24 protein-coding genes are annotated in these 23,931 nt (G+C 57.6%); 15 read left to right on the forward strand and 9 right to left on the reverse strand.

The features are described 5' to 3' along the window. Positions 1-345 precede the first annotated feature (345 nt). From F3J39_RS05785 to F3J39_RS05820, 8 genes are all read left to right on the forward strand, one after another. Positions 346-834 (forward strand): hypothetical protein, encoded by a 489-nt coding sequence (locus F3J39_RS05785; RefSeq protein ID WP_039385979.1) that lies wholly within the window; start codon positions 346-348, stop codon positions 832-834. A gap of 85 nt (positions 835-919) precedes the next feature. Then, entirely contained in the window at positions 920-2,134 is a 1,215-nt protein-coding gene (icmH, locus tag F3J39_RS05790) for a type IVB secretion system protein IcmH/DotU (protein ID WP_071668898.1), read from the forward strand. Further along, complete coding sequence (tssM, locus tag F3J39_RS05795; RefSeq protein ID WP_094111059.1) at positions 2,134-4,248, forward strand: type VI secretion system membrane subunit TssM; 2,115 nt, start codon at positions 2,134-2,136, stop codon at positions 4,246-4,248. The genes icmH and tssM overlap by 1 nt, the downstream gene beginning before the upstream one ends. 13 nt (positions 4,249-4,261) lie before the next feature. Next, complete coding sequence (tagF, locus tag F3J39_RS05800; protein WP_071668900.1) at positions 4,262-4,960, forward strand: type VI secretion system-associated protein TagF; 699 nt, start codon at positions 4,262-4,264, stop codon at positions 4,958-4,960. A gap of 33 nt (positions 4,961-4,993) precedes the next feature. Beyond that, positions 4,994-6,124: a type VI secretion system-associated FHA domain protein TagH gene (tagH, locus tag F3J39_RS05805; RefSeq protein WP_039384924.1), complete on the forward strand. Its 1,131-nt coding sequence runs from the start codon at positions 4,994-4,996 to the stop codon at positions 6,122-6,124. After that, on the forward strand, positions 6,121-6,897 hold the full coding sequence (locus F3J39_RS05810; protein WP_108569398.1) for a PP2C family serine/threonine-protein phosphatase: 777 nt from the start codon (positions 6,121-6,123) through the stop codon (positions 6,895-6,897). The genes tagH and F3J39_RS05810 overlap by 4 nt, the downstream gene beginning before the upstream one ends. A gap of 15 nt (positions 6,898-6,912) precedes the next feature. Then, positions 6,913-7,863, forward strand: a complete 951-nt coding sequence (locus tag F3J39_RS05815) for a hypothetical protein (protein ID WP_071668903.1) — start codon at positions 6,913-6,915, stop codon at positions 7,861-7,863. A gap of 64 nt (positions 7,864-7,927) precedes the next feature. Further along, positions 7,928-9,346 carry a serine/threonine-protein kinase gene (locus tag F3J39_RS05820; RefSeq protein WP_104085108.1) on the forward strand — a complete coding sequence of 473 codons (1,419 nt, stop codon included), beginning with the start codon at positions 7,928-7,930 and terminating at the stop codon, positions 9,344-9,346. On the opposite strand, the gene F3J39_RS05825 is transcribed toward F3J39_RS05820, so the two are convergent. Next, positions 9,343-10,017 carry a gamma-glutamylcyclotransferase gene (locus tag F3J39_RS05825; RefSeq protein WP_166713929.1) on the reverse strand — a complete coding sequence of 225 codons (675 nt, stop codon included), beginning with the start codon at positions 10,015-10,017 and terminating at the stop codon, positions 9,343-9,345. The genes F3J39_RS05820 and F3J39_RS05825 overlap by 4 nt on opposite strands. Positions 10,018-10,248: 231 nt before the next feature. Beyond that, entirely contained in the window at positions 10,249-10,479 is a 231-nt protein-coding gene (gene chaB, locus F3J39_RS05830; RefSeq protein ID WP_039384929.1) for a putative cation transport regulator ChaB, read from the reverse strand. Between the two features lie 366 nt (positions 10,480-10,845). Between chaB and chaA the strand changes: the two genes are divergently transcribed. Then, positions 10,846-11,931 carry a sodium-potassium/proton antiporter ChaA gene (gene chaA, locus F3J39_RS05835; protein WP_039384935.1) on the forward strand — a complete coding sequence of 362 codons (1,086 nt, stop codon included), beginning with the start codon at positions 10,846-10,848 and terminating at the stop codon, positions 11,929-11,931. Positions 11,932-11,994: 63 nt separating this feature from the next. Here the strand turns inward: chaA and kdsA are convergent, their stop codons facing one another. From kdsA to hemA, 6 genes are read right to left on the reverse strand one after another with little or no spacing between them, the layout of a single operon-like run. Further along, positions 11,995-12,849, reverse strand: coding sequence for a 3-deoxy-8-phosphooctulonate synthase (gene kdsA / locus F3J39_RS05840; RefSeq protein ID WP_039384940.1), 855 nt, complete (start codon positions 12,847-12,849; stop codon positions 11,995-11,997). A 24-nt stretch (positions 12,850-12,873) separates the two neighbouring features. Beyond that, entirely contained in the window at positions 12,874-13,683 is an 810-nt protein-coding gene (gene sirB1 / locus F3J39_RS05845) for an invasion regulator SirB1 (protein WP_039384942.1), read from the reverse strand. Continuing rightward, positions 13,680-14,078 (reverse strand): SirB2 family protein, encoded by a 399-nt coding sequence (locus F3J39_RS05850; protein ID WP_039384943.1) that lies wholly within the window; start codon positions 14,076-14,078, stop codon positions 13,680-13,682. The genes sirB1 and F3J39_RS05850 overlap by 4 nt, the downstream gene beginning before the upstream one ends. A gap of 11 nt (positions 14,079-14,089) precedes the next feature. Next, positions 14,090-14,920: a peptide chain release factor N(5)-glutamine methyltransferase gene (gene prmC, locus F3J39_RS05855; protein WP_108569400.1), complete on the reverse strand. Its 831-nt coding sequence runs from the start codon at positions 14,918-14,920 to the stop codon at positions 14,090-14,092. Then, positions 14,920-16,002, reverse strand: coding sequence for a peptide chain release factor 1 (gene prfA / locus F3J39_RS05860; RefSeq protein WP_071668904.1), 1,083 nt, complete (start codon positions 16,000-16,002; stop codon positions 14,920-14,922). Before prfA ends, prmC begins: the two co-directional genes overlap by 1 nt. A 41-nt stretch (positions 16,003-16,043) precedes the next feature. Continuing rightward, entirely contained in the window at positions 16,044-17,300 is a 1,257-nt protein-coding gene (gene hemA, locus F3J39_RS05865) for a glutamyl-tRNA reductase (RefSeq protein ID WP_071668905.1), read from the reverse strand. Between the two features lie 215 nt (positions 17,301-17,515). Here hemA and lolB point away from each other — a divergent pair, with 215 nt between their 5' ends. From lolB to F3J39_RS05885, 4 genes are all read left to right on the forward strand, one after another. Continuing rightward, positions 17,516-18,142 carry a lipoprotein insertase outer membrane protein LolB gene (gene lolB / locus F3J39_RS05870; protein ID WP_039384950.1) on the forward strand — a complete coding sequence of 209 codons (627 nt, stop codon included), beginning with the start codon at positions 17,516-17,518 and terminating at the stop codon, positions 18,140-18,142. Continuing rightward, positions 18,139-18,996: a 4-(cytidine 5'-diphospho)-2-C-methyl-D-erythritol kinase gene (ispE, locus tag F3J39_RS05875; RefSeq protein WP_166713930.1), complete on the forward strand. Its 858-nt coding sequence runs from the start codon at positions 18,139-18,141 to the stop codon at positions 18,994-18,996. The genes lolB and ispE overlap by 4 nt, the downstream gene beginning before the upstream one ends. A gap of 136 nt (positions 18,997-19,132) precedes the next feature. Continuing rightward, positions 19,133-20,080, forward strand: a complete 948-nt coding sequence (prs, locus tag F3J39_RS05880; RefSeq protein ID WP_104085358.1) for a ribose-phosphate diphosphokinase — start codon at positions 19,133-19,135, stop codon at positions 20,078-20,080. Positions 20,081-20,305: 225 nt separating this feature from the next. After that, positions 20,306-21,478, forward strand: a complete 1,173-nt coding sequence (locus F3J39_RS05885) for a GGDEF domain-containing protein (protein WP_108569403.1) — start codon at positions 20,306-20,308, stop codon at positions 21,476-21,478. Here the strand turns inward: F3J39_RS05885 and ychH are convergent. Then, a complete protein-coding gene (ychH, locus tag F3J39_RS05890; protein WP_071668907.1) occupies positions 21,475-21,750 on the reverse strand; it encodes a stress-induced protein YchH in 276 nt (91 codons plus the stop codon). The genes F3J39_RS05885 and ychH overlap by 4 nt on opposite strands. Positions 21,751-22,012: 262 nt before the next feature. Here ychH and pth point away from each other — a divergent pair, with 262 nt between their 5' ends. Together pth and ychF are read left to right on the forward strand one after the other, a co-directional pair. Next, positions 22,013-22,600 (forward strand): aminoacyl-tRNA hydrolase, encoded by a 588-nt coding sequence (gene pth / locus F3J39_RS05895; RefSeq protein WP_039384967.1) that lies wholly within the window; start codon positions 22,013-22,015, stop codon positions 22,598-22,600. A 109-nt stretch (positions 22,601-22,709) separates the two neighbouring features. Further along, on the forward strand, positions 22,710-23,801 hold the full coding sequence (gene ychF, locus F3J39_RS05900; protein WP_039384969.1) for a redox-regulated ATPase YchF: 1,092 nt from the start codon (positions 22,710-22,712) through the stop codon (positions 23,799-23,801). The last annotated feature ends 130 nt before the right edge of the window (positions 23,802-23,931 follow it).

The raw sequence follows: 23,931 nt of genomic DNA on the forward strand, positions 1-23,931 counted from the left end.
TAAAACATAAATTTTTATAATGTTTTATCCCGGACAGACGTTTGCCTGAAAAGATTCTTCGCTACCCGGCCTGCCCGATGCCGGGTGAACCGTAAAAGTCGCTTAACTGTTGCAGCCTTCTGCAGACCTCCTCTGCGGCTTCAGGCGTGATGTTATGGCGCTAACACGCAATTTACCGCGATGCAATAGTTTGAATTCTCAAAAGTCTTAGGTAGACTGAGACGCACGTTGTCCTGAAGAGATCTGGCTGTTTTTCGTGGTTTTTTCGCAACACACTATGTTCATACTCGCCGGGTACGCCCACTGTTACTCTGCAATTAATCTGATGGAATGATAAGGATGATGGTGAAAAAAACGCTTATGCTTACGCTGCTGGCGACCCTGACGCTGGCCGGGTGCAAAACCCCGCCGCCGGCAGTGACAGAGGATACGCTGGTAACCAGTACGGTTAACGGCGTTACCCTGACGCATCGTTATGCGGTTGCCGCACCGGCAGAGTTCACCCCCGTCAACGCATCCTGGCGCGCACTCTACGCCGCTTCCGTTATGACCACCCCTGACTACGGCGGTAAAGTCGTGCGCTACCTTGATAATGCCCAGCGCTTTGAAGTGCTTGGCCGGGTGGAGCATAACTGGCTGGCGATTGCTGAAGAGCCTGAAGGCCAGCTGATAGGCTATATCCCCCCTAAAGCGGCCGTTGAGACCAGCCGCTATGACGCCACGTTGCGCAGCGATCGCCCGAAACCGCGTCGCGCTAAACAGGTGTGCGTGGCAGTAGGCGGTGCCAGTAAGGCGTGCCGCACCACTGATACCGCGACCTGGATCCTGGATTGAGTCAACAATCTGGCGCATATTGGCGACAGTCATACCGCAGTTTATGGCAAAATAGCGCCGTCATCGCCAGGAAAAACGAGAGTTAATGATGCAGGATCCCATTGCCCGCGAGGATATCAGCGCGGGCAACGATAACCTTTTGCTGAACGCCGCCGCCCCGGTGCTGAATGCTGTTGTCCGCATCCGGCAGGCTGCCACGCATGACGATCCGGCCGGGTTGCGCCAGCTGCTGATTGATGAAATCCGGCTGTTTGAACAGCGCTGCAAGCAGGCTGGCCTGCCGTTTGAGATGATCATCGGCGCACGCTACTGTCTTTGCAGCGTGCTGGATGAGGCGGCGGCACAGACGCCGTGGGGGACGCGCGGCGTCTGGTCAGGCAACGGCATGCTGGTGAGTTTTCACAATGAGAGCTGGGGGGGTGAAAAATTCTTTCAGCTTCTCTCCCGCGTTTCACAAAGTCCGCAGCAGCATCTGTGGCTGCTTGAAGTCATCCATTACTGTCTGCTGCTGGGATATGAAGGTCGCTACCGCGGCAGCGAAAGCGGCCGCACACAGTGTGAAGGGATCCGTAAACGTCTGGCGCAGCTGATCCACGACGCGCGCGCTGCAGAGAGTAGCACCGCAACGCCGCTGGTCGAGGTGCATCCGTTAGTGAACAGCCTGACGCGGCCGATGGTACCGCTCTGGGCCTGTGCCACCGTGGCGGCGCTTATCGCCTGCATGGTCTACAGCATGCTGAACTGGCGGCTCGGCAATGCGGCTGAACCGCTGCTGCGCGATATCTATCAGACTCCCCTGCCGCAGATCATGCCCGGACGACGCCCCGCTTCACCGCAGGCGCTGCTCGATCTGCGCCAGCGTCTGAATGATGTGATTGCCGCCGGTCAGCTGGAAGTCAGCGATGGCGCGTTTGGCAGCAAAGTCATTATTCCCGCCGATAAACTTTTTGTTCCGGACGGCACCGTTGTAAACCCGGTCGGCCGCGCGCTGCTGGCGCACGTCGCCAGCGCTATGAAAAGCGTTAAAGGAACCGTTCTGGTCTCGGTCTATACCGATAACCGCGCCGTCGATGGCCGTTTCGCCTCCAGCTATGAATTTTCACTGGCCCGCGCGCGCGCTATTACGCAGCTGCTGACGACGCAGCTGGCGTCGGGGCAGAGCGTTAAAGCTGAGGGGCGCGGCGACAGTAATCCGCTGCTGCCTAACGACAGCAATGAAAACCGCGCCCGCAACCGCCGGGTTGAGATCACACTCTTCGCTGCGCCGGAAGCAGCGGCTACCCCGGAGGGCCAACGCTGATGCGCACATCTGTTCGTCACCTGCTGACTCATCGCCTGCTCTGGAGTCTGATTGGTGTTACCGCCCTCAGCTGCCTGGTGTGGATGCTTGGCCCGCTCTGGGTATGGGGTGAGACCCGACCGCTGGAGCCGGTTTTCTCCCGGCAGCTGGCCGTGGCCCTGCTCTTTTTTTGCTGGACGCTGTTTCAGCTTATTCCGGCAATATGGCGCGGCTGGTTCAATAGCAAGCTGCTGAATCGTCTCCAGAGCATGAGTCAGGAAGAGCTCTCCGATCGTCACTCCACCGAACAGGTGCTGGCACAGCGCTTTAGCGAAGCCGCGCTGCGTCTGAAACGCACGCAGTTTGGTCGCCATCATCAAAAAAGCTGGCTGGCGCGTTTTCAGAGTCACTATCTTTATGAGCTTCCGTGGTATCTGATTGTCGGCGCACCGGGCGCGGGCAAAACCACCGCGCTGCTGAACGCCGGCCTCTCTTTTCCCCTTACGGATACGCACGGCAATAGCGCAGTGCGTGGCGTAGGCGGCACCCGTCACTGCGACTGGTGGTTTACCGACAGCGCCGTGCTGATCGACACCGCCGGGCGCTATGCGCTGCAGGAGAGCCAGCGCGCGCGCGACAGCGCCGAGTGGCAGAGCTTTATCAACCTGCTCAAGCGCTACCGCACGCGTCAGCCAATTAATGGCGTGATCCTCACCATCAGCGTGGCCGACCTGCTGACCGACACCGCAGAGGCGCGGCATGCGCAGGCCACGGCGCTGCGCTGCCGTATGGCTGAGCTGCATCAGCAAACCGGTATCCATTTTCCGGTCTATATCATGGTAACCAAAACGGATCTGCTGAAGGGATTTCTGAGCTTTCATGCGGGCCTCAGCAAGCCGCAGCGGGATGCCATCTGGGGATTTACCTTTCCCTGGGAGCCGGGCAAACCTCACAAAGACGAGTGGCAGAGCAGTTTTACGGCACGTTTTCAGCGGCTTGAGCAGCAGCTTAAGCAGCAGCTGTCGGAGCGCATGGCGGCCGACCGCGATCTGATGCAGCGCGCTGACAGCTTTCTCTTTCCGCAGGAGTTTGGTTCCCTGCGCCCGCTGCTTAATGAGTATCTGGACGTGATCTTCTCCCGTCATGAGGAGGATATTGCCTGGTCTGCCCGCGGGCTGTTTTTTACCAGCGGGACCCAGGAAGGCCTGCCGTTTGACCGCATTATGGGCGCCCTTAATCGCAAGCTGCAGCTGCCGCAGAGCGGTGACCACACCCTGGCAGCCTGGGACAGCGTTAACCGCAGTAATCCTATTCCGGGCAATAAAGGCCAGAGCTACTTTATCCGCGATCTGCTCAGCGAACTGGTGTTTCGCGAAAGCGGCCTTGCCGGCAGCAACCGCCATTGGGAATACCGCAACCGTCTGCTGCACTGGATCGGCTATGGCGCGCTGGCGGGTGCGCTGATCCTGCTGTGCGGCTTATGGCTTACCAGCTATGTGCAAAACCAGCGCTATCTTGATCAGGTGGCGAGCCGTATTGCGCCCCTGACGCAGCAGAGTCAGCAGGTCACACATCAGCCCGTCGATAATATTTTTGATCTGCTACCCTTCTTAAATAACCTGGTAAAGCTGCCGCTGTCCGAGCGCTTTTCGCTGGATAATCCGCCGCTTACTATGCGCGCCGGACTCTATCGCGGCACACAGGTCAGCGACGCGGCCTGGGTGCTTTATCAAAATGCGCTTAAGTCTCTGCTGCTGCCGCGGGTGGCGCAGCAGATCACGCATTTGCTGCGCGACGATCCTGGCACCGATAACGCTTACAGCCGCAACGCGCTGCGCGCCTATCAGATGCTTTATCAGCCGCGAAATTACGACGGCACGTTTCTGCGCAGCTGGCTGATCGAAAATCTGCAGCGCACGCTGCCAGCCGATGTCAGCGTGCGCGATCTGCAGCAGCTCGACTGGCATCTCAGTCAGCTGCTCGATCAGCAGATACAATCTTCACCCTATGCACGTGATAACGCGCTGATGATGCGCAAGCTTGCAGAAAACCTGAAACGGGCGGGTCAGGAGAGCAGCGTGCTGGCGACCGCGCCAGAGGCCTCTGCCGGACAGCTGACCCGCTATAGTGAGTGACGGTGAGGTAAACATGGCGAACCACAGCGTGCCGGGCTGGTATGGCAAACTCCCCGCTACCGGTGATTTTTTGCGGCAGCGCCTGAGCGAGGCCACGGTCTCCCCCTGGAGTCACTGGTTTCAGCAGGGACTCACCCACTGGCATCAACAGCAGCACGCCAGCACGCAGCTCTTTTTGCGCGCGCCGGTGTGGAACTTTGTTCTGCCGCTGTCGCCGCTGCGTCAGCAGGTGCAGATGGGCTGCCTGCTGCCCTCGTGCGATCGCGTGGGACGCGCCTGGCCGCTGCTGGCCCTGCGCACCTTTACGCTGAATGAGTGGCACCCGGCGCAGCTGACTATCTCCGGCGACTGGTTTCGCGAACTGGGCGGGCTGCTCTGGTCAGCGGTGCGCGAGCGCACCCTGCCGGAGAGCCTGGAAGCAGAGATGCAGCAGCTCTCACCCCTGCTGGTGCCCGGCAATCAGCGCAGCGATATTATGGATGTCATCGGTTTTGCGGATCTTCCCTGCACCCTGAGCTGGCAGGAAGTGGCAGAACGGTTTGAACCGCAGCAGCATATCAGCTACTGGTGGAGCAATCGCAGTGACGGCTTTGCCCACGCCACCCATAAACACAGCGGCCCGCTGACCGCAGAGCTTTTTTCACTGTTATTTAACCCGGCGGCGGGTGCGCAGCCGGGACGTAATGGCCTCTATCCACCCATGTTTGAATAAGCCGGCACGTTTGCCTTGTTAACGGGATGACTCATGCAATTTACCTTTGTGCAGTGCGATACGGATGTGCCCGCCAGAAGCGTCACCTTTATGCCGCCTGGCGGCACCATTGGCCGCAGTCAGGATAACGATCTGATCCTGCCTGATGAGACGCGCGCCATCTCACGCCTGCAGGCGCTTGTCCATCTCTCTGCCGAAGGGGAATGCCGTCTGACCGCACAGGGCAGCGTGACGGCGATTGAGCTCAATGGTCAGGTGGTGCAGCGGGGTGCCCAGGCCCTGCTGCAGCATGGCGATCGGCTGCAGATTGGTCAATATATGCTGGAAATTACCGATCCTGCGCACCAGCCTGCGCTACAGGACGATCCGCTGTCGTTTTTTAGCGAGGACGCCAGCGATCCACTTGGCATGCAGCAGGAGGCCGTCCTGAGTGCTGAGCTGATGCCGGAACCCCCAGCCCCGGTACGTCAGGAGCGGCGGCCCGATCCGCGGCTGGCCATCGATCCCGCCCGAGACAGCGCACCGCAAACCCGCCTGCCTGCAGAAGCCGGCGAGGAGAAGCTTATCGCCGCTCTGCTGGAGGGAATGGGACTCAATAATGGTCATCAGACATCGCTCGGTGAAGAGCAGATGCGCGTTACCGGTCGTATGCTCAGCCTGTTTTCTCAGGGAACCGTTGCCCTACTCTCCTCGCGTTCAATTCTTAAGCGCGGCGTGAAAGCGGATATGACCATGATTCTGAACGAAGCCAATAATCCGTTTAAGATCCTGCCTTCCGGCAAAACCGTGCTGATGCAGATGTATCAGAGCCAGATGCCGGGTTTTATGCCGCCTGAAGCCGCAGTGCGCGATGCGCTGGTAGATTTGCAGGCGCATCAGCTGGGCATGATTGCCGGTATCCGGGCGATCATTGCTGCCATGTTGCAATCGTTTAATCCGCAGCGGCTGGAAGATCGCGCGCGCGAGGATGGCGCTCTGCCTAAAATCGCCTTCAGCAGCGGGCGCAAGGCCGCCCTGTGGGACGCCTTTACGCGACACTATCAGCGCACTGCCGGCGAGATTGAAGATGACTTCCATACGCTGTTTGGCGAAGCGTTTCTCAACGCGTATGACATGGAAGTTAATCAGTATAAAGATTCACAGACGCGGACGGATGAGACATGAAAATGATGTTTGCCAGCCGCTGTCAGCAGGGCCGGCGTGACGAAAATCAGGATCGCACCGGTGCGCAACTCGACGACGAGCGCGCCTGCTTTCTGGTGTGTGATGGCGTAGCCGGATTACCCGGTGGCGACTACGCAGCGCAGCTGGTGCGCGATACGCTCCTCAGCGCGGTGCAAAACAGCAGCAGCTTTACGCCTGCCACTACCCAGGCGGCTATCGCTCTTTGTCAGCAAACGCTGGCGGCTGAGCAGGGGAAGAATCCGAAATTTTCCCGCATGAGCACCACGCTCGCGGCTCTGTTTATTGACCGTGAAAAACAGCGTGCATGGTGGGCGCACGCCGGTGATAGCCGGGTTTATCACTTTCGTCATGGTACGCTATGTGAGGTAACCCGGGACCATAGTCTGGCCCAACATCTGCAAGAGGCAGGCTATGAAAATTCCGGCATTAACAGTAATTTACTTTATAATGCCCTCGGCACTGAGCCGGTACGCCCGGTGACCTTCAGCAGCGCGATTGACCTCCAGGACGGCGATGCGTTTCTGGTCTGCACGGATGGCTTCTGGCTCAACCTGACCACGCAGGAGATGGAACAGGCGTTACGCATGGTTAACGCCTGTGAAGAGTGGCTGACGCTGATGGAACAGGCGGTCAATCGCAGCGACAAGCGGGACAACCTGAGCGCGCTGGCAATCTGGATTGGCGAACCGCAGGATGCCACGCTGCTCTATTCTCAGGCTGATGCGGCGCGCTTTGTGCCGCCTCACTATTGATTTGCAAGGATCCCTATGAAAGTGTGGTTGTCGGGCATTGCCGCCCTGCTGCTGGCCCAGAATGCACAGGCAGAAGATTATCGTGTGGTCTATTCGCCCAGCCTGGCGCTCGAGGTCTGGATCGACAACGTTGCCAGTAAAGCGCCCGACGACTGGTGCAAAGAGACGCTGCCGTTACGTATTGTCTCCGGTAAAAGCAGCGACACGCGCATTCTCACCAGCTTCCTGCCCCGGGTAGGCACGCTGCTGGCGAACCAGTGCGGCAGCCTTGACGAGCTGCCGTGGCAGATGATGACCAAAGAAGGCAGCGTGCTGGCTAACGGCAGCGCAGCAAAACTGCAGAACTGGCGCCCGATTATCCTGAATGATGCAACCGCCAGCGCCAGCGCCACCACCGCCGCACCGCTGGATCTCTCCCGTCCGGCGGACAACACGCCGCTGCAGCACTTTGCGCTGCCGGGCGGCTGTCATTTCCGCACCTGGTGGGACGACAAAGGTGCTTCGCTGTTTATTCCTGATGCGCCGGCGCAGCGCTGCTCAACGGAAGGCTGGCTGGAAGGCGCAGCCAGCATAACGCTGCTGAGTAAAGGTGAACCTGCAACGCTGCCGGTGACCTTTTATCAGGGGTATCCGGTCGCCAGCCTCGCGACCGGCAGCAAACCGCTGGAGATTGTCGCGGTCAATAAACAGCGAATGATTGTGACCCGGCCGGACGCTGCCGGGAGCTGGCTGGTGTTGCCGTTTGATGCGCGGGAGCATGTCTGGCGCTTTGGCGGTACCCTGCTGATTCAGATGGATAAAAAAGCTGGCAGTGACAGCAGCACGGTGAAAGCGCAGGTCGATCGTTTACGCGGCATCTGGTCGCCGCAGTTTATGCCACAGCAAAAAGTGACAGTGTTACTGATTGACACCCTGCATGCGGATCTCGCCGATCCGGCTATCGGTGCCTGGCGTAACATTAATTAATCAGCGATCGCTGCCTGCTGCCCCGCGGCAACAGGCACTACAGGATGTGTTCAGAGAACTCACTATGTCGGCAAACGAAAATCATATCCCTAATGCCCTGCCTGCGGGCTACCGGTTTAACGAGTTTGAAATCAGGGACGTCGTGGGCGGGGGCGGCTTTGGCATCGTCTACCGCGCCTGGGATCACCAGCTGGAACGGTTTATCGCCATCAAGGAGTATATGCCTCAGTCGCTCGCCGTGCGCGCTGCCGACATGTCGCTTGAACTGCGTGGCGAGCGCTTTCAGAAACTGTTCAACGCGGGCCGCAACAGCTTTATTCAGGAAGCACGCCTGCTGGCACGCTTTAATCATCCGGGGCTGCTGCACGTGCTGCGCTTCTGGGAAGAGAACGGCACCGCCTATATGGGCACGCTGTTCTATAGCGGTATGACGCTGAAAGCGTGGCAGGCGAGCCAGTCTGACGCCGTTGATGAAGCCTGGATCCGTCGCCTGCTTCCGCCGCTGTTTGGTGCCATCAACACCATTCATACTGCCGGCTATCTGCATCGCGACATCTCGCTGGATAATATTCAGATTCAGGATAACCAGCTGCCGGTACTGCTCGATTTTGGTTCAGCGCGTAAAGAGATCGGCAATTTGTCAGATGAAACTGAAATCATGCTGAAGCCGGGCTTTGCGCCGATCGAGCAATATAGCGAAGAGGGTGAGGTTGAACAGGGTCCGTGGACCGATATCTACGCGCTGGGGGCGGTATTACACACGCTGATTACCGGCCATGCGCCGCCGGTCAGCGTAGTGCGCTGCATTGAGGATAATTACCAGCCGCTTGCCGTCACCCGGCCTGAAGGCTATTCCCTGCCGCTGCTGCACGCCATCGACTGTGCGCTGGCGATGAAGCCTCAGGATCGTCCGCAGACCATCGACGCCTTTGCGCAGCTTATCGATCTGCCGGTGAGCGATGCCGAAGCGCTCAGCACGCCGCTGCCGGTTGTTGCCCTGCCCGCCGGGCTGCCGGAGACCGCCGCTGAACCGGAACCTCCGCTGGTGGCGGTGAATCCCGCCGCCGCCGCCGCTGAGCCGATCGCTGGCAGTGCAGCAGGCCGGCGCGTCTCGCCGGGTATAGTGGCGCTGGCTGCTGTGGCGCTGCTGGCTGTGGGTCTGGTCGTGTGGCAGACGGTGCGTCACAGTGAGACGCCGCCTGTCGCAGCCGCGCCGGAAGCCGCTGCGCCGGCAGCAACGAAGGTACCGGCGGCGGCGGCCAGTACGCCTGCCATTGCCACCATCTATCTGCAGCTGCAGTCAGGCGAAAGCGTCGTACTGAATGGTGAAGTGCAGGATGTGAAAGCCGCCAGCAGCGGTTTTGCGTCACTCAATCTCGCTGCCGGCAGCTATCGTCTTGAGGTGCGGCATGGCGACCAGGTGCGCAGCCAGGCCCTGACGATTAAGCAGCCTGGTACCTGGCTCATTAACCCCGGTAATTAAGCCTGAGGTGCGCTGCGCTGCTGCAGCGCTCTTACCTCAGCGGCAAGACGCGTCAGCGCGGCTTCCTGCATGCCGCGTCTGACCAGCTCCTGCTCAAGCGAGAAAAGATACTGCGCATTGGTTCCGAGCGGCCCGCTCGCCTGCGCAATCAGGGGTGCAATGGTACTGCGGCAGGAGTCATCCTCATATAGCGGATGACGCGGATCCATGATGAACACCAGCGCGGTAACGCAGCGTCCATCCTCCAGCTGCAGCTCACACCAGGTGGGCAGATAGCAGCCGGTGATCATCTCGCGCTTCCAGAGCAGCTCCAGTTCTTCATGCAGGCGCGCCTCCGGCAGACGAAAGGCCAGGCCGCTGGTGCTGCCGCCCTCTTTCAGCGCCAGCATGCGTCCGGGTGCGGCCTCGGTGCCCCGTCCGGCGGTGAGCCGCAGACAGAACGCACGATGCCACCCTTCCAGGCGCCCCGAAGCCACCTCCTCCGCGTCAAACACCGGGTTCCACATCAGCGAACCATAACCAAAGATCCACACCGGACTTTGATCGGGCCGACAGGCGAGCGTGGCAGAAAGCGAAGCGGCGCGCTTTTCACAGCTCCACAGCAGTGCTTCATCGATATCACCAAAGGATGTTTTGCAATCGGCTTTAAGTAAGAATTCCCGGGTTAACACTGCGATCTCCTCTACTGCCCTGGCATCCCGCACGCCTGGATCCCGAACCGGTATCCTGAAAACGACGCGCGTCGGCACAGTCAGAAACAGTAATGCATTCATTGCTGCGGTTTCAAGATTGTCCTGACGCTTTTCATATAAAGAACTGTTTCAGAGTATCGGCGGGCGGGAAAAAATAATGAGAGGATTAAAACCGGGGATGATGCGGGCTCTTCAGGCCCGCAGCAGCAATTACTTTTTCGGATGCCACTTGTCGTCGTCACCTTTCACGTAGTCATGCTTTACTGCCGCCCAGGCGACCTTGTGTGCGACCTCTTCCCGTGATGCGTCGCCCCGCCGATCCTCTTTATCCTTGTACTGATCCCAGGCGCTGTTAAACGCGTTCTGGTAAATGGTTTGTGCATGAGCCGGCAGCACATGACGCACGCTGTCCGGCAGTTCGCTGGTTGATGAATAAGGCATAGCTCCTCCGGTATCAGGTATCACTTAAAGTCTGGAACAGCTTAGCTAAAATGCAAATACTGTCTTTTGCCGCTCATAGCTGAAGTGGTCTGCATAAGGCAAAAAAAAGCCTGTCATTGCAGCCGTTAAACAACATTTTTTGTGCTCTGTCTGCTTAACCGCAGTTTATATTTAGCTGAATTGAAATATAAATATGACAATAACTTCCTGTTTAAACCACCAGGAGCAATAAAGTGCAAAAAGTAAAGTCGCGTAAAAAAACTGTTCAGCGAGTGATGAAAAGCTACACTGCGCCAGTGTAATTAATGCGTATAGTTAACAGGCAATGACGCCGGTTTTTAAACATTTTGCTAATGGGGATGGTGAATGCCTGGACATGAGAAAACACGACACAGCGAGTTTTCGCTGATTCTTCCCGTTGCTGCGCTGACGGTGCTGACCTTTTTTGGCGATCAGACAGCGCTTCTGCCGGTTATCGGTATCAATCTGCTGGCACTGGTGGCTATTCTGAGCAGCGCTTTCAGCGTTGTGCGCCATGCTGACGTGCTGGCTCACCGGCTGGGCGAACCTTACGGCTCGCTGATCCTCAGCCTCTCCGTGGTGATTCTGGAGGTAAGCCTGATCTCTGCGCTGATGGCAACGGGCGACGCCGCACCGGCACTGATGCGCGACACACTCTATTCCATCATTATGATCGTCACATCCGGGCTGGTAGGCTGCGCGCTGCTGCTGGGAGGCAGAAAATTCGCTACTCAGTACGTCAATCTGGCCGGCGTCAAACAGTATATGATTGCCATCTTCCCGCTTGCCATTCTGGTACTGGTATTCCCGAACGCCCTGCCGGGCGGCAATTTCACCACCGCCCAGGCGCTGATTATCGCGGCTATCTCTGCGGCGATGTATGGCGTTTTCCTGCTGATTCAAACCAAAACGCACCAGAGCCTGTTTGTCTATGAGCATGAGGATGAGGGGGACGATCCGCATCACGGTAAGCCTTCAGCACACAGCTCGCTGTGGCATACAATCTGGCTGATCGTCCATCTGATTGCGGTTATCAGCGTGACTAAAATGAACGCTAACCCGCTTGAGCTGCTGCTCACAGAGCTTAACGCTCCGGAACAGTTTACCGGCTTCCTCGTCGCGCTGCTGATCCTTTCACCGGAAGGGCTGGGTGCCATCCGGGCGGTACTGACCAACCAGGTGCAGCGCGCCATGAACCTGTTTTTCGGCTCCGTGCTGGCGACAATCTCACTTACCGTGCCCGCGGTCAGTATCATCGCCACGCTGACGGGTCAGACGCTGATTTTTGGCCTGGAGCCACCGCATATGGTCATGCTCATCGCCGTTCTGATCCTGTGCCATATTTCGTTTTCAACCGGCCGAACGAATGTGCTTAACGGTGCGGCACATCTGGCGCTGTTCGCCGGTTATCTGCTGACAATAATGCTCTGACCGGATACACCGCGAAAACAAAAAAGGCACCCTTACGGGTGCCTTTTTATTTGCCAGAGGCTGTCAGCTGCTGGTGTCCAGCGCCGGGAAGCTCTTGACCAGATCGTCAATCGCTTTCATCTGCGCCAGGAACGGCTCCAGTTTATCCAGCGGCAGCGCGGAAGGACCGTCGCATTTTGCGCTGTTTGGCTCCGGATGCGCTTCGATGAAGAGGCCGGCAATACCCACGGCCATACCGGCACGCGCCAGCTCGGCAACCTGAGCACGGCGACCGCCCGATGCGGCACCAAACGGATCGCGCGTCTGCAGCGCATGCGTCACGTCGAAAATGACCGGGCTGTTGTTGGTGACTTTCTTCATCACGTTAAAGCCCAGCATATCCACAACCAGGTTGTCATAACCGAAGTTGCTGCCGCGATCGCACAGGATAACTTTATCGTTACCGCCTTCCGCAAACTTATCCACGATATTACCCATCTGGCCCGGGCTGACAAACTGCGGTTTTTTAACGTTAATTACCGCGCCGGTTTTTGCCATCGCCTCTACCAGGTCCGTCTGGCGTGCCAGAAACGCTGGCAGCTGAATAACATCAACCACATCGGCAACCGGCTGCGCCTGCCAGGATTCATGGACGTCGGTGATGATTTTCACGCCGAACGTCTGCTTCAGCTCCTGAAAAATCTTCATCCCCTCGTCCAGACCCGGACCGCGATACGATTTAATCGAGGAGCGGTTTGCCTTGTCAAAAGAGGCTTTGAAAACGTAAGGGATACCCAGCTTGTCGGTAACCGTCACGTAGTGCTCACAGATGCGCATCGCCAGCTCGCGTGATTCCAGTACGTTCATGCCGCCAAACAGCACAAACGGCAGATCGTTTGCGACATCGATATCGCCAATTTTAACTACTTTCTCTGTCATGACCTTTCCTTATGCCGGCAACGCTTAGTGTAGCGTGACCTGTTTCTGTTCGATTGCGTGGATCTGTACTTTAATCATTTCACTCACCGGATCTTCCGGGCACTGCTCAACAAAATAGGTTAAGTCAGTGAGCGCAATATGCTCGCACTCCAGCTGGGCGTAGATGAGACCACGATCGCGAATTTCATAGGGGTCGTCAGGATCGATCTCCAGCAGTACTTTACTGACATTCAGCGCCAGCTCCATCTGCTTCTCTTCCATCAGCGCCGCTTTCAACGTGTCGAGCATTTTCCGCATTACGCTGAGCGTTTTGGCTTCATCCAGATCGTCGGTATAGAGTTTGGCCGTGGGGCTGATATTGCCCTTCAGCCAGACCTCAAGCGTATGGGTATCGAGCGTTTCACCGTTAAACGGATTGATCAGCCACATTTCGCCATCCAGCCAGTCTGCGCGCAGAATCAGCTGAGTCGGAAAAATCACCGGCATCAGCGGCAGCTCCAGCTGCTCGGCGATATGCAGCAGTATCACGCCGAGCGACACCGCCGTGCCCTGACGGCTTTTCAGCACTTTATCAATCCAGAGCGCATCTGAAAGGTTGTAGACACCGCTGGCGCCGCCAAAGCCCCATTCGCGATAGAACAGCTCCAGCAGCTTTTCCAGCCGCAGATCGGCATCTGTGGCGCTGCTGATATAGTCGCGCGCTTCTTCCACCAGCTTTGACAGCTGCTGCTGAACCGAAGGGGCGGAAAAATCGTCGCGGATGGCGCAGGTTGCACCGATAACCGCTTCACTTAACGGTGATTCATTAAAATCAAATTCTACTGATGAGGTCATACTATCCCCAAAATCGGCATTTTGGTCATCGCCAGTTTGCCTGCAAACAGCAGAGCAACCAGCGCAAGCAGGCAGGCGATCCAGCGCGTGCTCAGCTTCCGCGGACGACGACTCAGTGCCACAAAACCCAAGGCGACGTAGATAATAACCGCTAACAGCTTCTCCGTCAGCCAGCTTCCTTGTGGTGTGAAAGGATAAAAGTGAGTAATTATCACCAGCAGCGCGCCGCTCAGCAGTAAAAACGTGTCGCACAGGTGCGGCACAATCCGCACCCAGCGCTGCTGCAGCAAGCCTGAAGCGGTCGTCAGCCAGTAAAAGCGCAGCAGAAACAGGCTGACGCTGACTATCACGATAAAAATATGAAACTGCTTAATCTGCGGATACCAGCTGGCCATCCAGTGCCCCTTTATGCATATTGCCCAAGCGTCACGCGCGGATTGCCGCCGTAGTCGTTGAGAGTGGTAACCTGCTGATAGCCCTGCTCAAGCATCAGGGTGCGCACGTCGGCATCCTGCTGCCAGCCGTGTTCCAGCAGCAGCCAGCCCTGCGGCTGCAGCCACGCCGGGGCGCTGTGAATGATAAAACGAATATCAGCCAGTCCGGCGTCATCGGCTACCAGCGCGCTGCGCGGCTCAAAACGCACGTCGCCCTGCAGCAGATGCGCATCGTCCATGTCGATATAAGGTGGGTTGCTGGCGATGAGGTGATAACGGGTCGCAGGCAGGCTGTCAAACCAGTGGCTGAGCTGAAAGCGGGCGTTGGTGAGACCCAACCGTGCCGCATTCTCCTGCGCCAGCGCAACGGCAGCGGGAATGCGATCGCAGCCGGTGATCTGCGCGTCAGGTCGTTCACTGGCGAGCGCCAGCGCAATAGCACCGGTGCCGGTGCCCAGATCAAGCACGTGACAGGGTCCCGCAGGCAGACGCAGCAGCGCCTGTTCCACCAGCACTTCAGTATCCGGACGCGGGATCAGCGTGGCGTCACTGACGCGCAGCGGCAGCGACCAGAACTCCCGCTCGCCCGTCAGATGAGCGATCGGTTCACCCCGCTGACGGCGCGCCAGCAGCTGCTCCAGCTGTGCCAGCTGTGCGTCGCTCAGCGGGTGCTCATCAAAGGCCAGCAGCCAGCTGCGCGTTTTGCCGGTCACAAAGCTGAGCAGGATCTCGGCGTCCCGCTTCGGACTTTCGCCTCCGCTCAGCGCCGTCATAGCCAGCTGACGCCAGCGGCGGATCTCCATCAATCCTGTCCGGCCAGCGCGGCGAGCTGATCGGCCTGATACTCCTGAACGATCGGCTCGATCAGCGTATCCAGCTTGCCTTCCATGGTTTCATCCAGCCGGTAAAGCGTGAGGTTAATGCGGTGATCGGTCACGCGTCCCTGCGGGAAATTATAGGTGCGGATACGGTCGGAGCGATCGCCGCTGCCAAGCAGGTTGCGCCGGGTTGATGCCTCAGCCGCATGGCGTTTTGCCATCTCAGCTGCGTGAATACGCGCACCCAGCACCGCCAGCGCTTTGGCTTTGTTTTTATGCTGTGAACGCTCATCCTGACACTCAACCACAATGCCGGTAGGCAGGTGGGTGATGCGGATAGCCGAGTCGGTGGTGTTGACGTGCTGCCCGCCCGCGCCTGAGGAGCGGAAGGTATCGATTTTCAGATCGGACGGATTAATGTCCGGCAGTTCCGCTTCCGGCAGCTCCGGCATAACGGCCACGGTACAGGCCGAGGTGTGGATACGCCCCTGCGATTCAGTTTCCGGCACGCGCTGAACGCGATGACCACCCGACTCAAACTTCATCCGCCCGTAAGCGCCCTCGCCCGTCACCCGCGCGATCACCTCTTTATAGCCGCCATGCTCGCCTTCATTGGCGCTCATGATCTCTACCTGCCAGCGCCGCCCTTCAGCGTAACGGCTGTACATCCGGAACAGATCGCCGGCAAAAATCGCCGCTTCGTCGCCGCCGGTTCCGGCACGCACCTCAATAAAGCAGGGGCGTTCGTCATCCGGATCTTTCGGCAACAGCAGCACCTGCAGCTGCTGCTCAAGCACCTCGCGTTTGTCGCGCGCCACTCTGAGTTCGTCCTGCGCCATTTCGCGCATTTCCGGGTCCTCAAGCAGCATTTCAGCGGTATCCACATCATCCTGCACCTGCTGCCAGTCGCGGAAGCAGCGGGTCACATCGCTCAGCTGGGCATATTCGCGTGACAGCGCGCGGAAACGTTCCTGATTGCCAATCACGCCGGCATCGCCCAGTAACGCTTCCACTTCTTCATGGCGTTCCTGTAACGCTTCCAGCTTGGCAATAATCGAGCTTTTCATCTAATTGTAGGTATCCCGGTGATAGGTCGTGACAGCGGAGATTACTCTAAACCGAGGCTGTCGCGTAAGATCTGCAGGCGTTCGCCATCGCCATCGCGGGCGGCCTGCTGAAGTGATTTGGTTGGCGCATGGATCAGGCGGTTGGTGAGTTTATGTGCCAGCTCCTGCAGCACTTTTTCTGCGTCTGCTCCCTGCCGCAGCGCAGCCAGCGCACGCTCCTGCAGTTCAGCGCGCACCTGCTCTGCCTGCATGCGGTATTCACGGATCGATTCGCCGGCGCTTTGCGCGCGCAGCCACGCCATAAACTCTCCGCTCTCCTGCACGACAATGCTTTCCGCCTGCAGGGCTGCCGCTTTACGCTGCGCCATATTCTGCTCAATGATCGCCTGCAGATCGTCGACGCTGTAGAGGTAGGCGTTGGGCAGCTTGCCCACTTCAGGCTCAACGTCGCGCGGTACGGCGATATCCACCAGCAGCATCGGCTGATTACGTCGCGCTTTCAGCGCACGCTCCACCATGCCTTTACCAATAATTGGCAGCTGGCTGGCGGTAGAGGAGATAATGATATCAGCTTCAGAAAGACGGGTTTCAATCTCAGCGAGGTTGATCACCTCGGCACCCACCTCATCAGCCAGCAGCTGAGCACGTTCGCGGGTGCGGTTCGCGATCATCAGTTTTTTTACGCTGTGCTCGCGCAAATGGCGTGCGACCAGCTCAATGGTTTCGCCCGCCCCGACCAGCAGCACATTAACGGTGCTGAGCGACTCAAATATCTGCCGCGCCAGCGAGCAGGCGGCAAACGCAACAGAGACCGCGCTGGCGCCGATTTCGGTTTCGGTCCGCACGCGCTTGGCCACGGAGAAGGTTTTCTGGAACATACGCTCCAGCTCGCTGGTCAGCGCCCGGTCGCGTGAGGAGTCGGCATGCGCCTTTTTCACCTGACCGAGGATTTGCGGCTCACCCAGTACCAGCGAATCGAGGCCGCTGGCTACGCGCATCAGATGGCTGACCGCAGCGTTATCCTGATGCCAGTAAAGGCTGTTGCGCACGTCCGCTTCCGGCAAATTATGATAATCACATAGCCAGCGCACCAGCTTCTCCTGCAAATCCGCCTGCTGCTCTACACTGAGGTAGAGTTCGGTGCGGTTACAGGTCGAGAGTACCACCCCGCTCTGTACCATTGGCTGCGACAGCAGGCTGTTCAGCGCCTGGTCAAGCGTGTCCGGCGTAAACGACACGCGTTCACGCAGAGCGACAGGAGCAGTTTTGTGATTGATTCCGAGTGCCAGGAGCGTCATGTGATTGCGGCTGGGAAGTCCCATTGATTGTCTGGTTTTGTGAAGCGCATTCTACAAGATGCGGCAGATCATGGAAAGCCATACAAAGACTATGACAGTGATAAGATTAAACTGATCGTGCGCAATTTTCCGCTGGCCGGCATTGACGGTTCTCAGACGGGCAGTTAGCGTTATCGGTTACGAATTAAAAACGTGTCTGAGGAGATGACCACGTGATGCCATTGCCCACGCGCAAACTGTTGCGCCTTTTACCCCTTGCCAGCGTTCTGCTGGCGGCCTGCAGCATCAACAAACCGCAGCAGGGCGCAGGGCCCGCTACCACCGCACCGCAGTGGCAACAGCACCAGCAGCAGGTAGCCGGTATCAGCCATTATCAGACGCGCGGCGCCTTTGCTTATCTGTCCGATAAACAGAAGGTCTACGCCCGCTTCAACTGGCAGCAGACCGCCCCTGACCGCTATCGTCTGCTGCTGACCAACCCGCTGGGCAGCACCGAACTGCAGCTGGATGCGCAGGGCTCCGTGGTGCAGATTGTTGACAACAAGGGCAAGCGCTACACCAGCAACGATGCTGAGAAAATGATTTCGCAGCTCACCGGCATGGATATTCCGCTGGCCAACCTGCGGCAATGGATGATGGGTCTGCCGGGCGATGCCACCGATTATCAGCTCAATAATAGCTACCAGCTGAAAAGCCTGAGCTACAGCCGCAACGGCCAGCAGTGGCACGTCGCTATCGGCGACTACGACACGAAAGTCACGCCCTCTCTGCCCGCTAATCTGGAGCTGACCGAAGGTGACCAGCGTATCAAACTGCGTATGGATAGCTGGACCCTGCAATGATGACCACCTGGCCCGCTCCGGCAAAACTTAATCTGTTTCTCTACATTACCGGCCAGCGCGCTGACGGCTACCACAATCTGCAAACGCTGTTTCAGTTTCTTGATGCCGGCGATACGCTGGAGATGACGCCGGACCGCAGCGGGCGCATCAGCCTGCTGACGCCGCTGGCCGGCGTGGCGGACGCTGACAACCTGATTATACGCGCGGCGCGGGCGCTGAAGCAGGCGGCGGTGGCAAAAGGCACGCTTGACGATCGCGCGGGCGCGCAGATTGCGCTGGAAAAAAAACTGCCGATGGGCGGCGGGCTGGGCGGCGGCTCCTCGGATGCCGCCACGGTGCTGGTGGCGCTGAACCACCTGTGGCAGTGCAGGCTGAGCACAGATGAACTGGCTGCGCTGGGCGTCACGCTGGGTGCCGATGTGCCGGTGTTTGTGCGCGGCCACGCTGCGTTTGCCGAAGGCGTCGGGGAGCTGCTGCAGCCCGCCTCGCCGCCAGAAAAGTGGTATCTGGTGGCGCATCCGGGCGTGAGTATCGCCACGCCCGATATCTTCCGCGATCCCGATCTGACGCGCAATTCACCGATACGCACATTAGATGAACTGTTGAGCCTGCCTTTTCACAATGATTGTGAAGCTGTGGCAAGAAAACGTTTTCGTGAGGTTGATGCGCTGCTTTCCTGGCTGCTAGAATACGCGCCGTCGCGCCTGACCGGGACCGGCGCTTGCGTGTTTGCTGAATTTGACACCGAGTCCGACGCTCGTCAGGTGCTGGAGCTTGCCCCGAAATGGATTCGCGGATTTGTGGCGCGCGGGCTTAACCTCTCGCCGTTGCAGCAAATCCTTTCCGGGCTTTAAGCGTTTACGTGACCGTATTACCCGTTCCAGATATGGCACGTTGCGCATTAACACACCGTATGAACAGGCTCAAACATATTCGCCGGTTATGTTTGAGCGGTTCATTCTCTGGACGTCCAAGCCTGAGGTTCTTCTCGTGCCTGATATGAAGCTATTTGCTGGTAACGCCACCCCGGAACTAGCACAACGTATTGCCAACCGCCTTTACACCAGCCTCGGAGACGCCGCTGTCGGTCGTTTCAGCGACGGCGAAGTAAGTGTACAGATTAACGAAAATGTACGCGGTGGCGATATTTTCATCATCCAGTCCACCTGTGCCCCCACCAACGATAATCTGATGGAGCTGGTTGTGATGGTCGACGCGCTGCGTCGGGCTTCTGCTGGTCGAATTACCGCTGTTATCCCCTATTTCGGTTATGCCCGTCAGGATCGCCGCGTGCGCTCAGCGCGTGTACCGATCACCGCTAAAGTGGTGGCTGACTTTCTCTCCAGCGTCGGCGTGGATCGCGTGCTGACCGTTGATCTGCATGCCGAACAGATTCAGGGCTTCTTTGATGTGCCGGTAGACAACGTCTTCGGCAGCCCGATTCTGCTGGAAGATATGCTGCAGCTTGGCCTGGAAAACCCTATCGTGGTTTCCCCGGATATTGGTGGTGTGGTGCGCGCCCGCGCGATTGCCAAACTGCTCAATGACACGGATATGGCTATCATCGACAAACGTCGCCCGCGCGCGAATGTTTCTCAGGTTATGCATATTATTGGTGATGTCGCAGGCCGTGACTGCGTGCTGGTCGACGATATGATCGACACCGGCGGTACGCTGTGCAAAGCGGCTGAAGCACTGAAAGAGCGTGGTGCCAAGCGCGTATTCGCGTATGCCACCCACCCTATCTTCTCAGGCAACGCGGTTGAGAATCTGCGCAAGTCCGTGATTGATGAAGTAATTGTTTGCGATACCATCCCGCTCTCGGAAGAGATGAAAGCGCTGCCAAACGTGCGCACGCTGACGCTTTCCGGCATGCTGGCTGAAGCTATTCGTCGTATCAGTAACGAAGAATCTATCTCTGCTATGTTTGAACATTAATTGTTCACGCTTAACCGGGCCTCGCGCCCGGTTTTTTATGCTTATCCGCTTCCTCCTGCCTTGCTGAAGCTGCTTTTTCCCGCGCGCTTCGCCCTATAAATTTTTAGTCTGTGCACTATTTCCCCTGCCTTCTGCTCTTTTTCACTTTCGCGCTGTCCGGCACTTCAGCAGCCCCGGAAATAGTGTTATTTTCAGCGCCACTTTTTTCCGGGAACGCCCACTGCCATGATGCTCGATATTTATACGCTGTTTGTTTGCGAGCTTTATGTGCTGGGGTTTCTGAGCATCATTATGATATTTGCCTGGGTCGGCGCTCAGTACGATCGCGTGCTGGGCTTTACCACGCTGACCCTGATCCTGACGCTGTGCGCGGTGTTTCTCAGCAGCCTGCGCAGTGCCGGCCTGCAGTTTCTTCCGGTTGCGCTGGGCAATGTCATAGTTATGCTGGCTTATGGTACGCTGCTGTGCGCATTTCGTACTTTCTGTAAACGACCCGCTGGCCTGCTGTGGCCCGGTGGCGCGCTGCTCTGGGCGCTGCTTTGCCTGCTGCCCGATTTCTATCACAGTCAGCCACTGCGGGTGCTGGTGCTCTGCCTGCTCTGCATACTCTACACCGCAGCGTTTATCACTCTGCTGTGGCGCGCGCGCAGCATGCTGAAAGTGACGTTCTGGCCTGCGCAGACGCTGCTGTGGATCCATCTCGGCTTTCATCTTGCGCGGATTTTTCTCGATGACGCCGTGGCCAGCCGCCTGCCGGGCGCCATTGGCGGCTCGGGTTTCTCGATTTACGTGATCCTTGAGTCGATTCTGTTTGTGATTGGCCTGACCTTTACCCTGCTGGCGATGGTGAATGAACGGTCGCAGGTGGCGCACAGGCTGGCGTCACTGCGCGATCCGCTGACCGGCACATGGAACCGGCGCGCGCTGTTTGAGCAGGCGGATAATGTGCTGCGGCGGCGGGTCAGAATCTCCTCTGCCGCCGGGTTTAGCGCGGTGCTGTTCGATCTTGACCATTTTAAGAGTATTAACGACCGCTACGGCCACCTGCAGGGTGACCGGGTGTTAATCGACTTTTGTCAGATAGCTGAGGCGCAAATGCCGGCAGAGAGCTATTTCGCCCGACTTGGCGGCGAGGAGTTTGCCGCGCTGGTGACAGGCGACAGTGCACAGGTGCAGCGCGTGTGCGAAGCTATTCGCGTGGCAACGCAGCGGTCGCAGCCGGCCGGCATCGGTTATACCGTCAGCATTGGCTATGCGCCGGCCGATCCGACCGTCAGTCAGTTTCCGGCGCTGCTGGCGCTGGCTGATGAAGCGCTCTATCGCGCGAAAGCCCACGGCCGCAACCGGACAGAGTGCTACATTGCCCGGCCACAGCCGGTTACTGAAGTGGCGATTTAATGTGGCGTATGGTTACGGCGACAGCGGACGTCACCATGGTGACGATGCCAGTAGTAACGATCTTCAATCTTCTCGCGGCCACTGACACGGGCGCCCGCCAGCCACAACAGCGCCCCGATAAAGATGCCAAACATGGCTCCACTGGCCAGCAGAGGCGGCATATTCACTGACGGCAGCTGATTGATCACGGATGAGGCGACGCCTGCAACCATGGTCAGCAGTCCCAGACACATCAGGCTATTGCCTATAACGCGGCATTGATGACGTTTCATGAATCACCTCCATCCTTATGAGCAAAGTAAAAAACCGCACATAACGTTAACCTGTCATAAGTTTAGGCAATGATAGCGGGACATTTTGCGCCCAGGATCACACAACACAATGTGCAAATGACAAAAATTTACCTGCAGCATCTTGTTTTATATAGAAATTGACTAATCACACTCTGACACTACTTTTGCCTGACAATCTTTGTCATCCCTCTCAGCAGACAGTAAACTAGCCACCTTTCTGCAGGAGAACAGGATAACTATTGTGAGCAGCATTAAACTGATTGTGGGACTGGCAAATCCCGGTGCCGAATATGCGGCGACGCGTCATAACGCCGGCGCGTGGTATCTGGATCTGCTGGCCAGCCGCCATAATCAGGCGCTAAAAGAGGAGCCTAAATTCTTTGGCTATACGGCGCGCCTGGCTCTGGCCGGGAATGATGTGCGGCTGCTGGTGCCGACCACCTATATGAATCTCAGTGGTAAAGCGGTGGCGGCAATGGCCACGTTTTACCGCATTACGCCTGAAGAGATTCTGGTGGCGCATGATGAGATGGATCTGCCGCCGGGCGTTGCCAAATTTAAACAGGGCGGCGGGCACGGCGGGCATAACGGCCTGAAAGACATTATCAGCAAGCTGGGTAACAACAATAATTTTCACCGTTTACGCGTAGGTATCGGTCATCCTGGCGATCGCAACAAGGTGACCGGATTTGTGCTGGGGAAACCGCCGGCCAGCGAGCAGAAGCTGATTGATGACGCGGTTGATGAAGCGGTGCGCTGCACGGAGCTATGGCTGAAAGAGGATAAGATTAAAGCGATGAATCGTCTGCACGCTTTCAAAGCGGGCTAAGGCAATTCCCGCGCCGCGCCGGGCAATTCTGTGTATAATGCGCGAAATTTTTTGAATCAGGCGTACCGCCCGGCGGTGTGCCACCCTCAGTGAGAAAGGTAATCAGATCATGGGATTTAAATGCGGTATCGTGGGCCTGCCAAACGTTGGTAAATCTACCCTGTTTAACGCGCTGACCAAAGCGGGTATCGAAGCAGCGAACTTTCCGTTCTGCACCATCGAGCCAAACACTGGCGTAGTACCGATGCCCGATCTGCGCCTCGATCAGCTGAGCGAGATTGTTAAACCCCAGCGCGTGGTGCCTACCACCATGGAGTTCGTGGATATTGCCGGACTGGTAAAAGGCGCATCGAAAGGCGAAGGCCTCGGCAACCAGTTCCTGACCAACATCCGTGAAACTGAAGCGATTGGTCACGTAGTGCGCTGCTTTGAGAATGAGAACATTATTCACGTCTCAGGCAAAGTTAACCCGGCGGAGGATATTGATATCATCAATACTGAGCTGGCGCTTTCTGACCTTGATACCTGTGAGCGCGCCATCCAGCGCTGCCAGAAAAAAGCCAAAGGCGGTGATAAAGACGCGAAAGCGGAGCTGGCTGCGCTGGAGAAGTGCCTGCCACACCTGGAAAACGCCGGTATGCTGCGTGCCCTGAAGCTGGACGCTGATGAAAAAGCCGCTATTCGCTACCTGAGCTTCCTGACGCTGAAGCCCACCATGTACATCGCCAACGTCAATGAAGATGGCTTTGAGAACAACCCGTACCTTGACCAGGTACGCGCTATTGCTGAAGCAGAAGGCTCGGTAGTGGTGCCGGTGTGTGCTGCCGTTGAATCTGACATCGCTGAGCTGGATGATGAAGAGCGCGATGAGTTTATGGCTGAGCTGGGTCTGGAAGAGCCAGGTCTGAACCGCGTGATCCGCGCCGGTTACGCGCTGCTGAACCTGCAGACTTACTTCACCGCTGGCGTTAAAGAAGTGCGCGCCTGGACCATCCCGGTAGGCGCCACTGCCCCACAGGCCGCCGGTAAAATTCACACCGATTTTGAAAAAGGTTTTATCCGTGCGCAAACCATCGCCTTTGATGACTTCATCACCTATAAAGGTGAGCAGGGTGCCAAAGAAGCGGGCAAAATGCGTTCCGAAGGCAAAGAGTACATCGTTAAAGATGGCGATGTGATGAACTTCCTGTTCAACGTCTGATGACCCCGGCTGGTTCGCGGGATCACCGTTAATCTCGCGAAGCTAAGCAACTGCTTTCAAATCCACGCTCCGGCGTGGATTTTTTTATGGCGGCTTATGCCATTACCGTCAGGCAGTCACCGGCGATAGC

It is taken from the genome of Pantoea sp. Acro-807 (assembly GCF_011752675.1).
GTDB lineage: Bacteria > Pseudomonadota > Gammaproteobacteria > Enterobacterales > Enterobacteriaceae > Pantoea > Pantoea eucrina.

Excerpts from the sequence above, each read along its gene's own strand:
- icmH (WP_071668898.1), top strand. The coding sequence starts at position 920 with ATGATGCAGGATCCCATTGCCCGCGAGGATATCAGCGCGGGCAACGAT.
- tssM (WP_094111059.1), top strand. The coding sequence starts at position 2,134 with ATGCGCACATCTGTTCGTCACCTGCTGACTCATCGCCTGCTCTGGAGT.
- tagF (WP_071668900.1), top strand. The coding sequence starts at position 4,262 with ATGGCGAACCACAGCGTGCCGGGCTGGTATGGCAAACTCCCCGCTACC.
- tagH (WP_039384924.1), top strand. The coding sequence starts at position 4,994 with ATGCAATTTACCTTTGTGCAGTGCGATACGGATGTGCCCGCCAGAAGC.
- F3J39_RS05810 (WP_108569398.1), top strand. The coding sequence starts at position 6,121 with ATGAAAATGATGTTTGCCAGCCGCTGTCAGCAGGGCCGGCGTGACGAA.
- F3J39_RS05815 (WP_071668903.1), top strand. The coding sequence starts at position 6,913 with ATGAAAGTGTGGTTGTCGGGCATTGCCGCCCTGCTGCTGGCCCAGAAT.
- F3J39_RS05820 (WP_104085108.1), top strand. The coding sequence starts at position 7,928 with ATGTCGGCAAACGAAAATCATATCCCTAATGCCCTGCCTGCGGGCTAC.
- chaB (WP_039384929.1), bottom strand. The coding sequence starts at position 10,479 with ATGCCTTATTCATCAACCAGCGAACTGCCGGACAGCGTGCGTCATGTG.
- chaA (WP_039384935.1), top strand. The coding sequence starts at position 10,846 with ATGCCTGGACATGAGAAAACACGACACAGCGAGTTTTCGCTGATTCTT.
- kdsA (WP_039384940.1), bottom strand. The coding sequence starts at position 12,849 with ATGACAGAGAAAGTAGTTAAAATTGGCGATATCGATGTCGCAAACGAT.
- sirB1 (WP_039384942.1), bottom strand. The coding sequence starts at position 13,683 with ATGACCTCATCAGTAGAATTTGATTTTAATGAATCACCGTTAAGTGAA.
- F3J39_RS05850 (WP_039384943.1), bottom strand. The coding sequence starts at position 14,078 with ATGGCCAGCTGGTATCCGCAGATTAAGCAGTTTCATATTTTTATCGTG.
- prmC (WP_108569400.1), bottom strand. The coding sequence starts at position 14,920 with ATGGAGATCCGCCGCTGGCGTCAGCTGGCTATGACGGCGCTGAGCGGA.
- prfA (WP_071668904.1), bottom strand. The coding sequence starts at position 16,002 with ATGAAAAGCTCGATTATTGCCAAGCTGGAAGCGTTACAGGAACGCCAT.
- hemA (WP_071668905.1), bottom strand. The coding sequence starts at position 17,300 with ATGACGCTCCTGGCACTCGGAATCAATCACAAAACTGCTCCTGTCGCT.
- lolB (WP_039384950.1), top strand. The coding sequence starts at position 17,516 with ATGCCATTGCCCACGCGCAAACTGTTGCGCCTTTTACCCCTTGCCAGC.
- ispE (WP_166713930.1), top strand. The coding sequence starts at position 18,139 with ATGATGACCACCTGGCCCGCTCCGGCAAAACTTAATCTGTTTCTCTAC.
- F3J39_RS05885 (WP_108569403.1), top strand. The coding sequence starts at position 20,306 with ATGATGCTCGATATTTATACGCTGTTTGTTTGCGAGCTTTATGTGCTG.
- ychH (WP_071668907.1), bottom strand. The coding sequence starts at position 21,750 with ATGAAACGTCATCAATGCCGCGTTATAGGCAATAGCCTGATGTGTCTG.
- ychF (WP_039384969.1), top strand. The coding sequence starts at position 22,710 with ATGGGATTTAAATGCGGTATCGTGGGCCTGCCAAACGTTGGTAAATCT.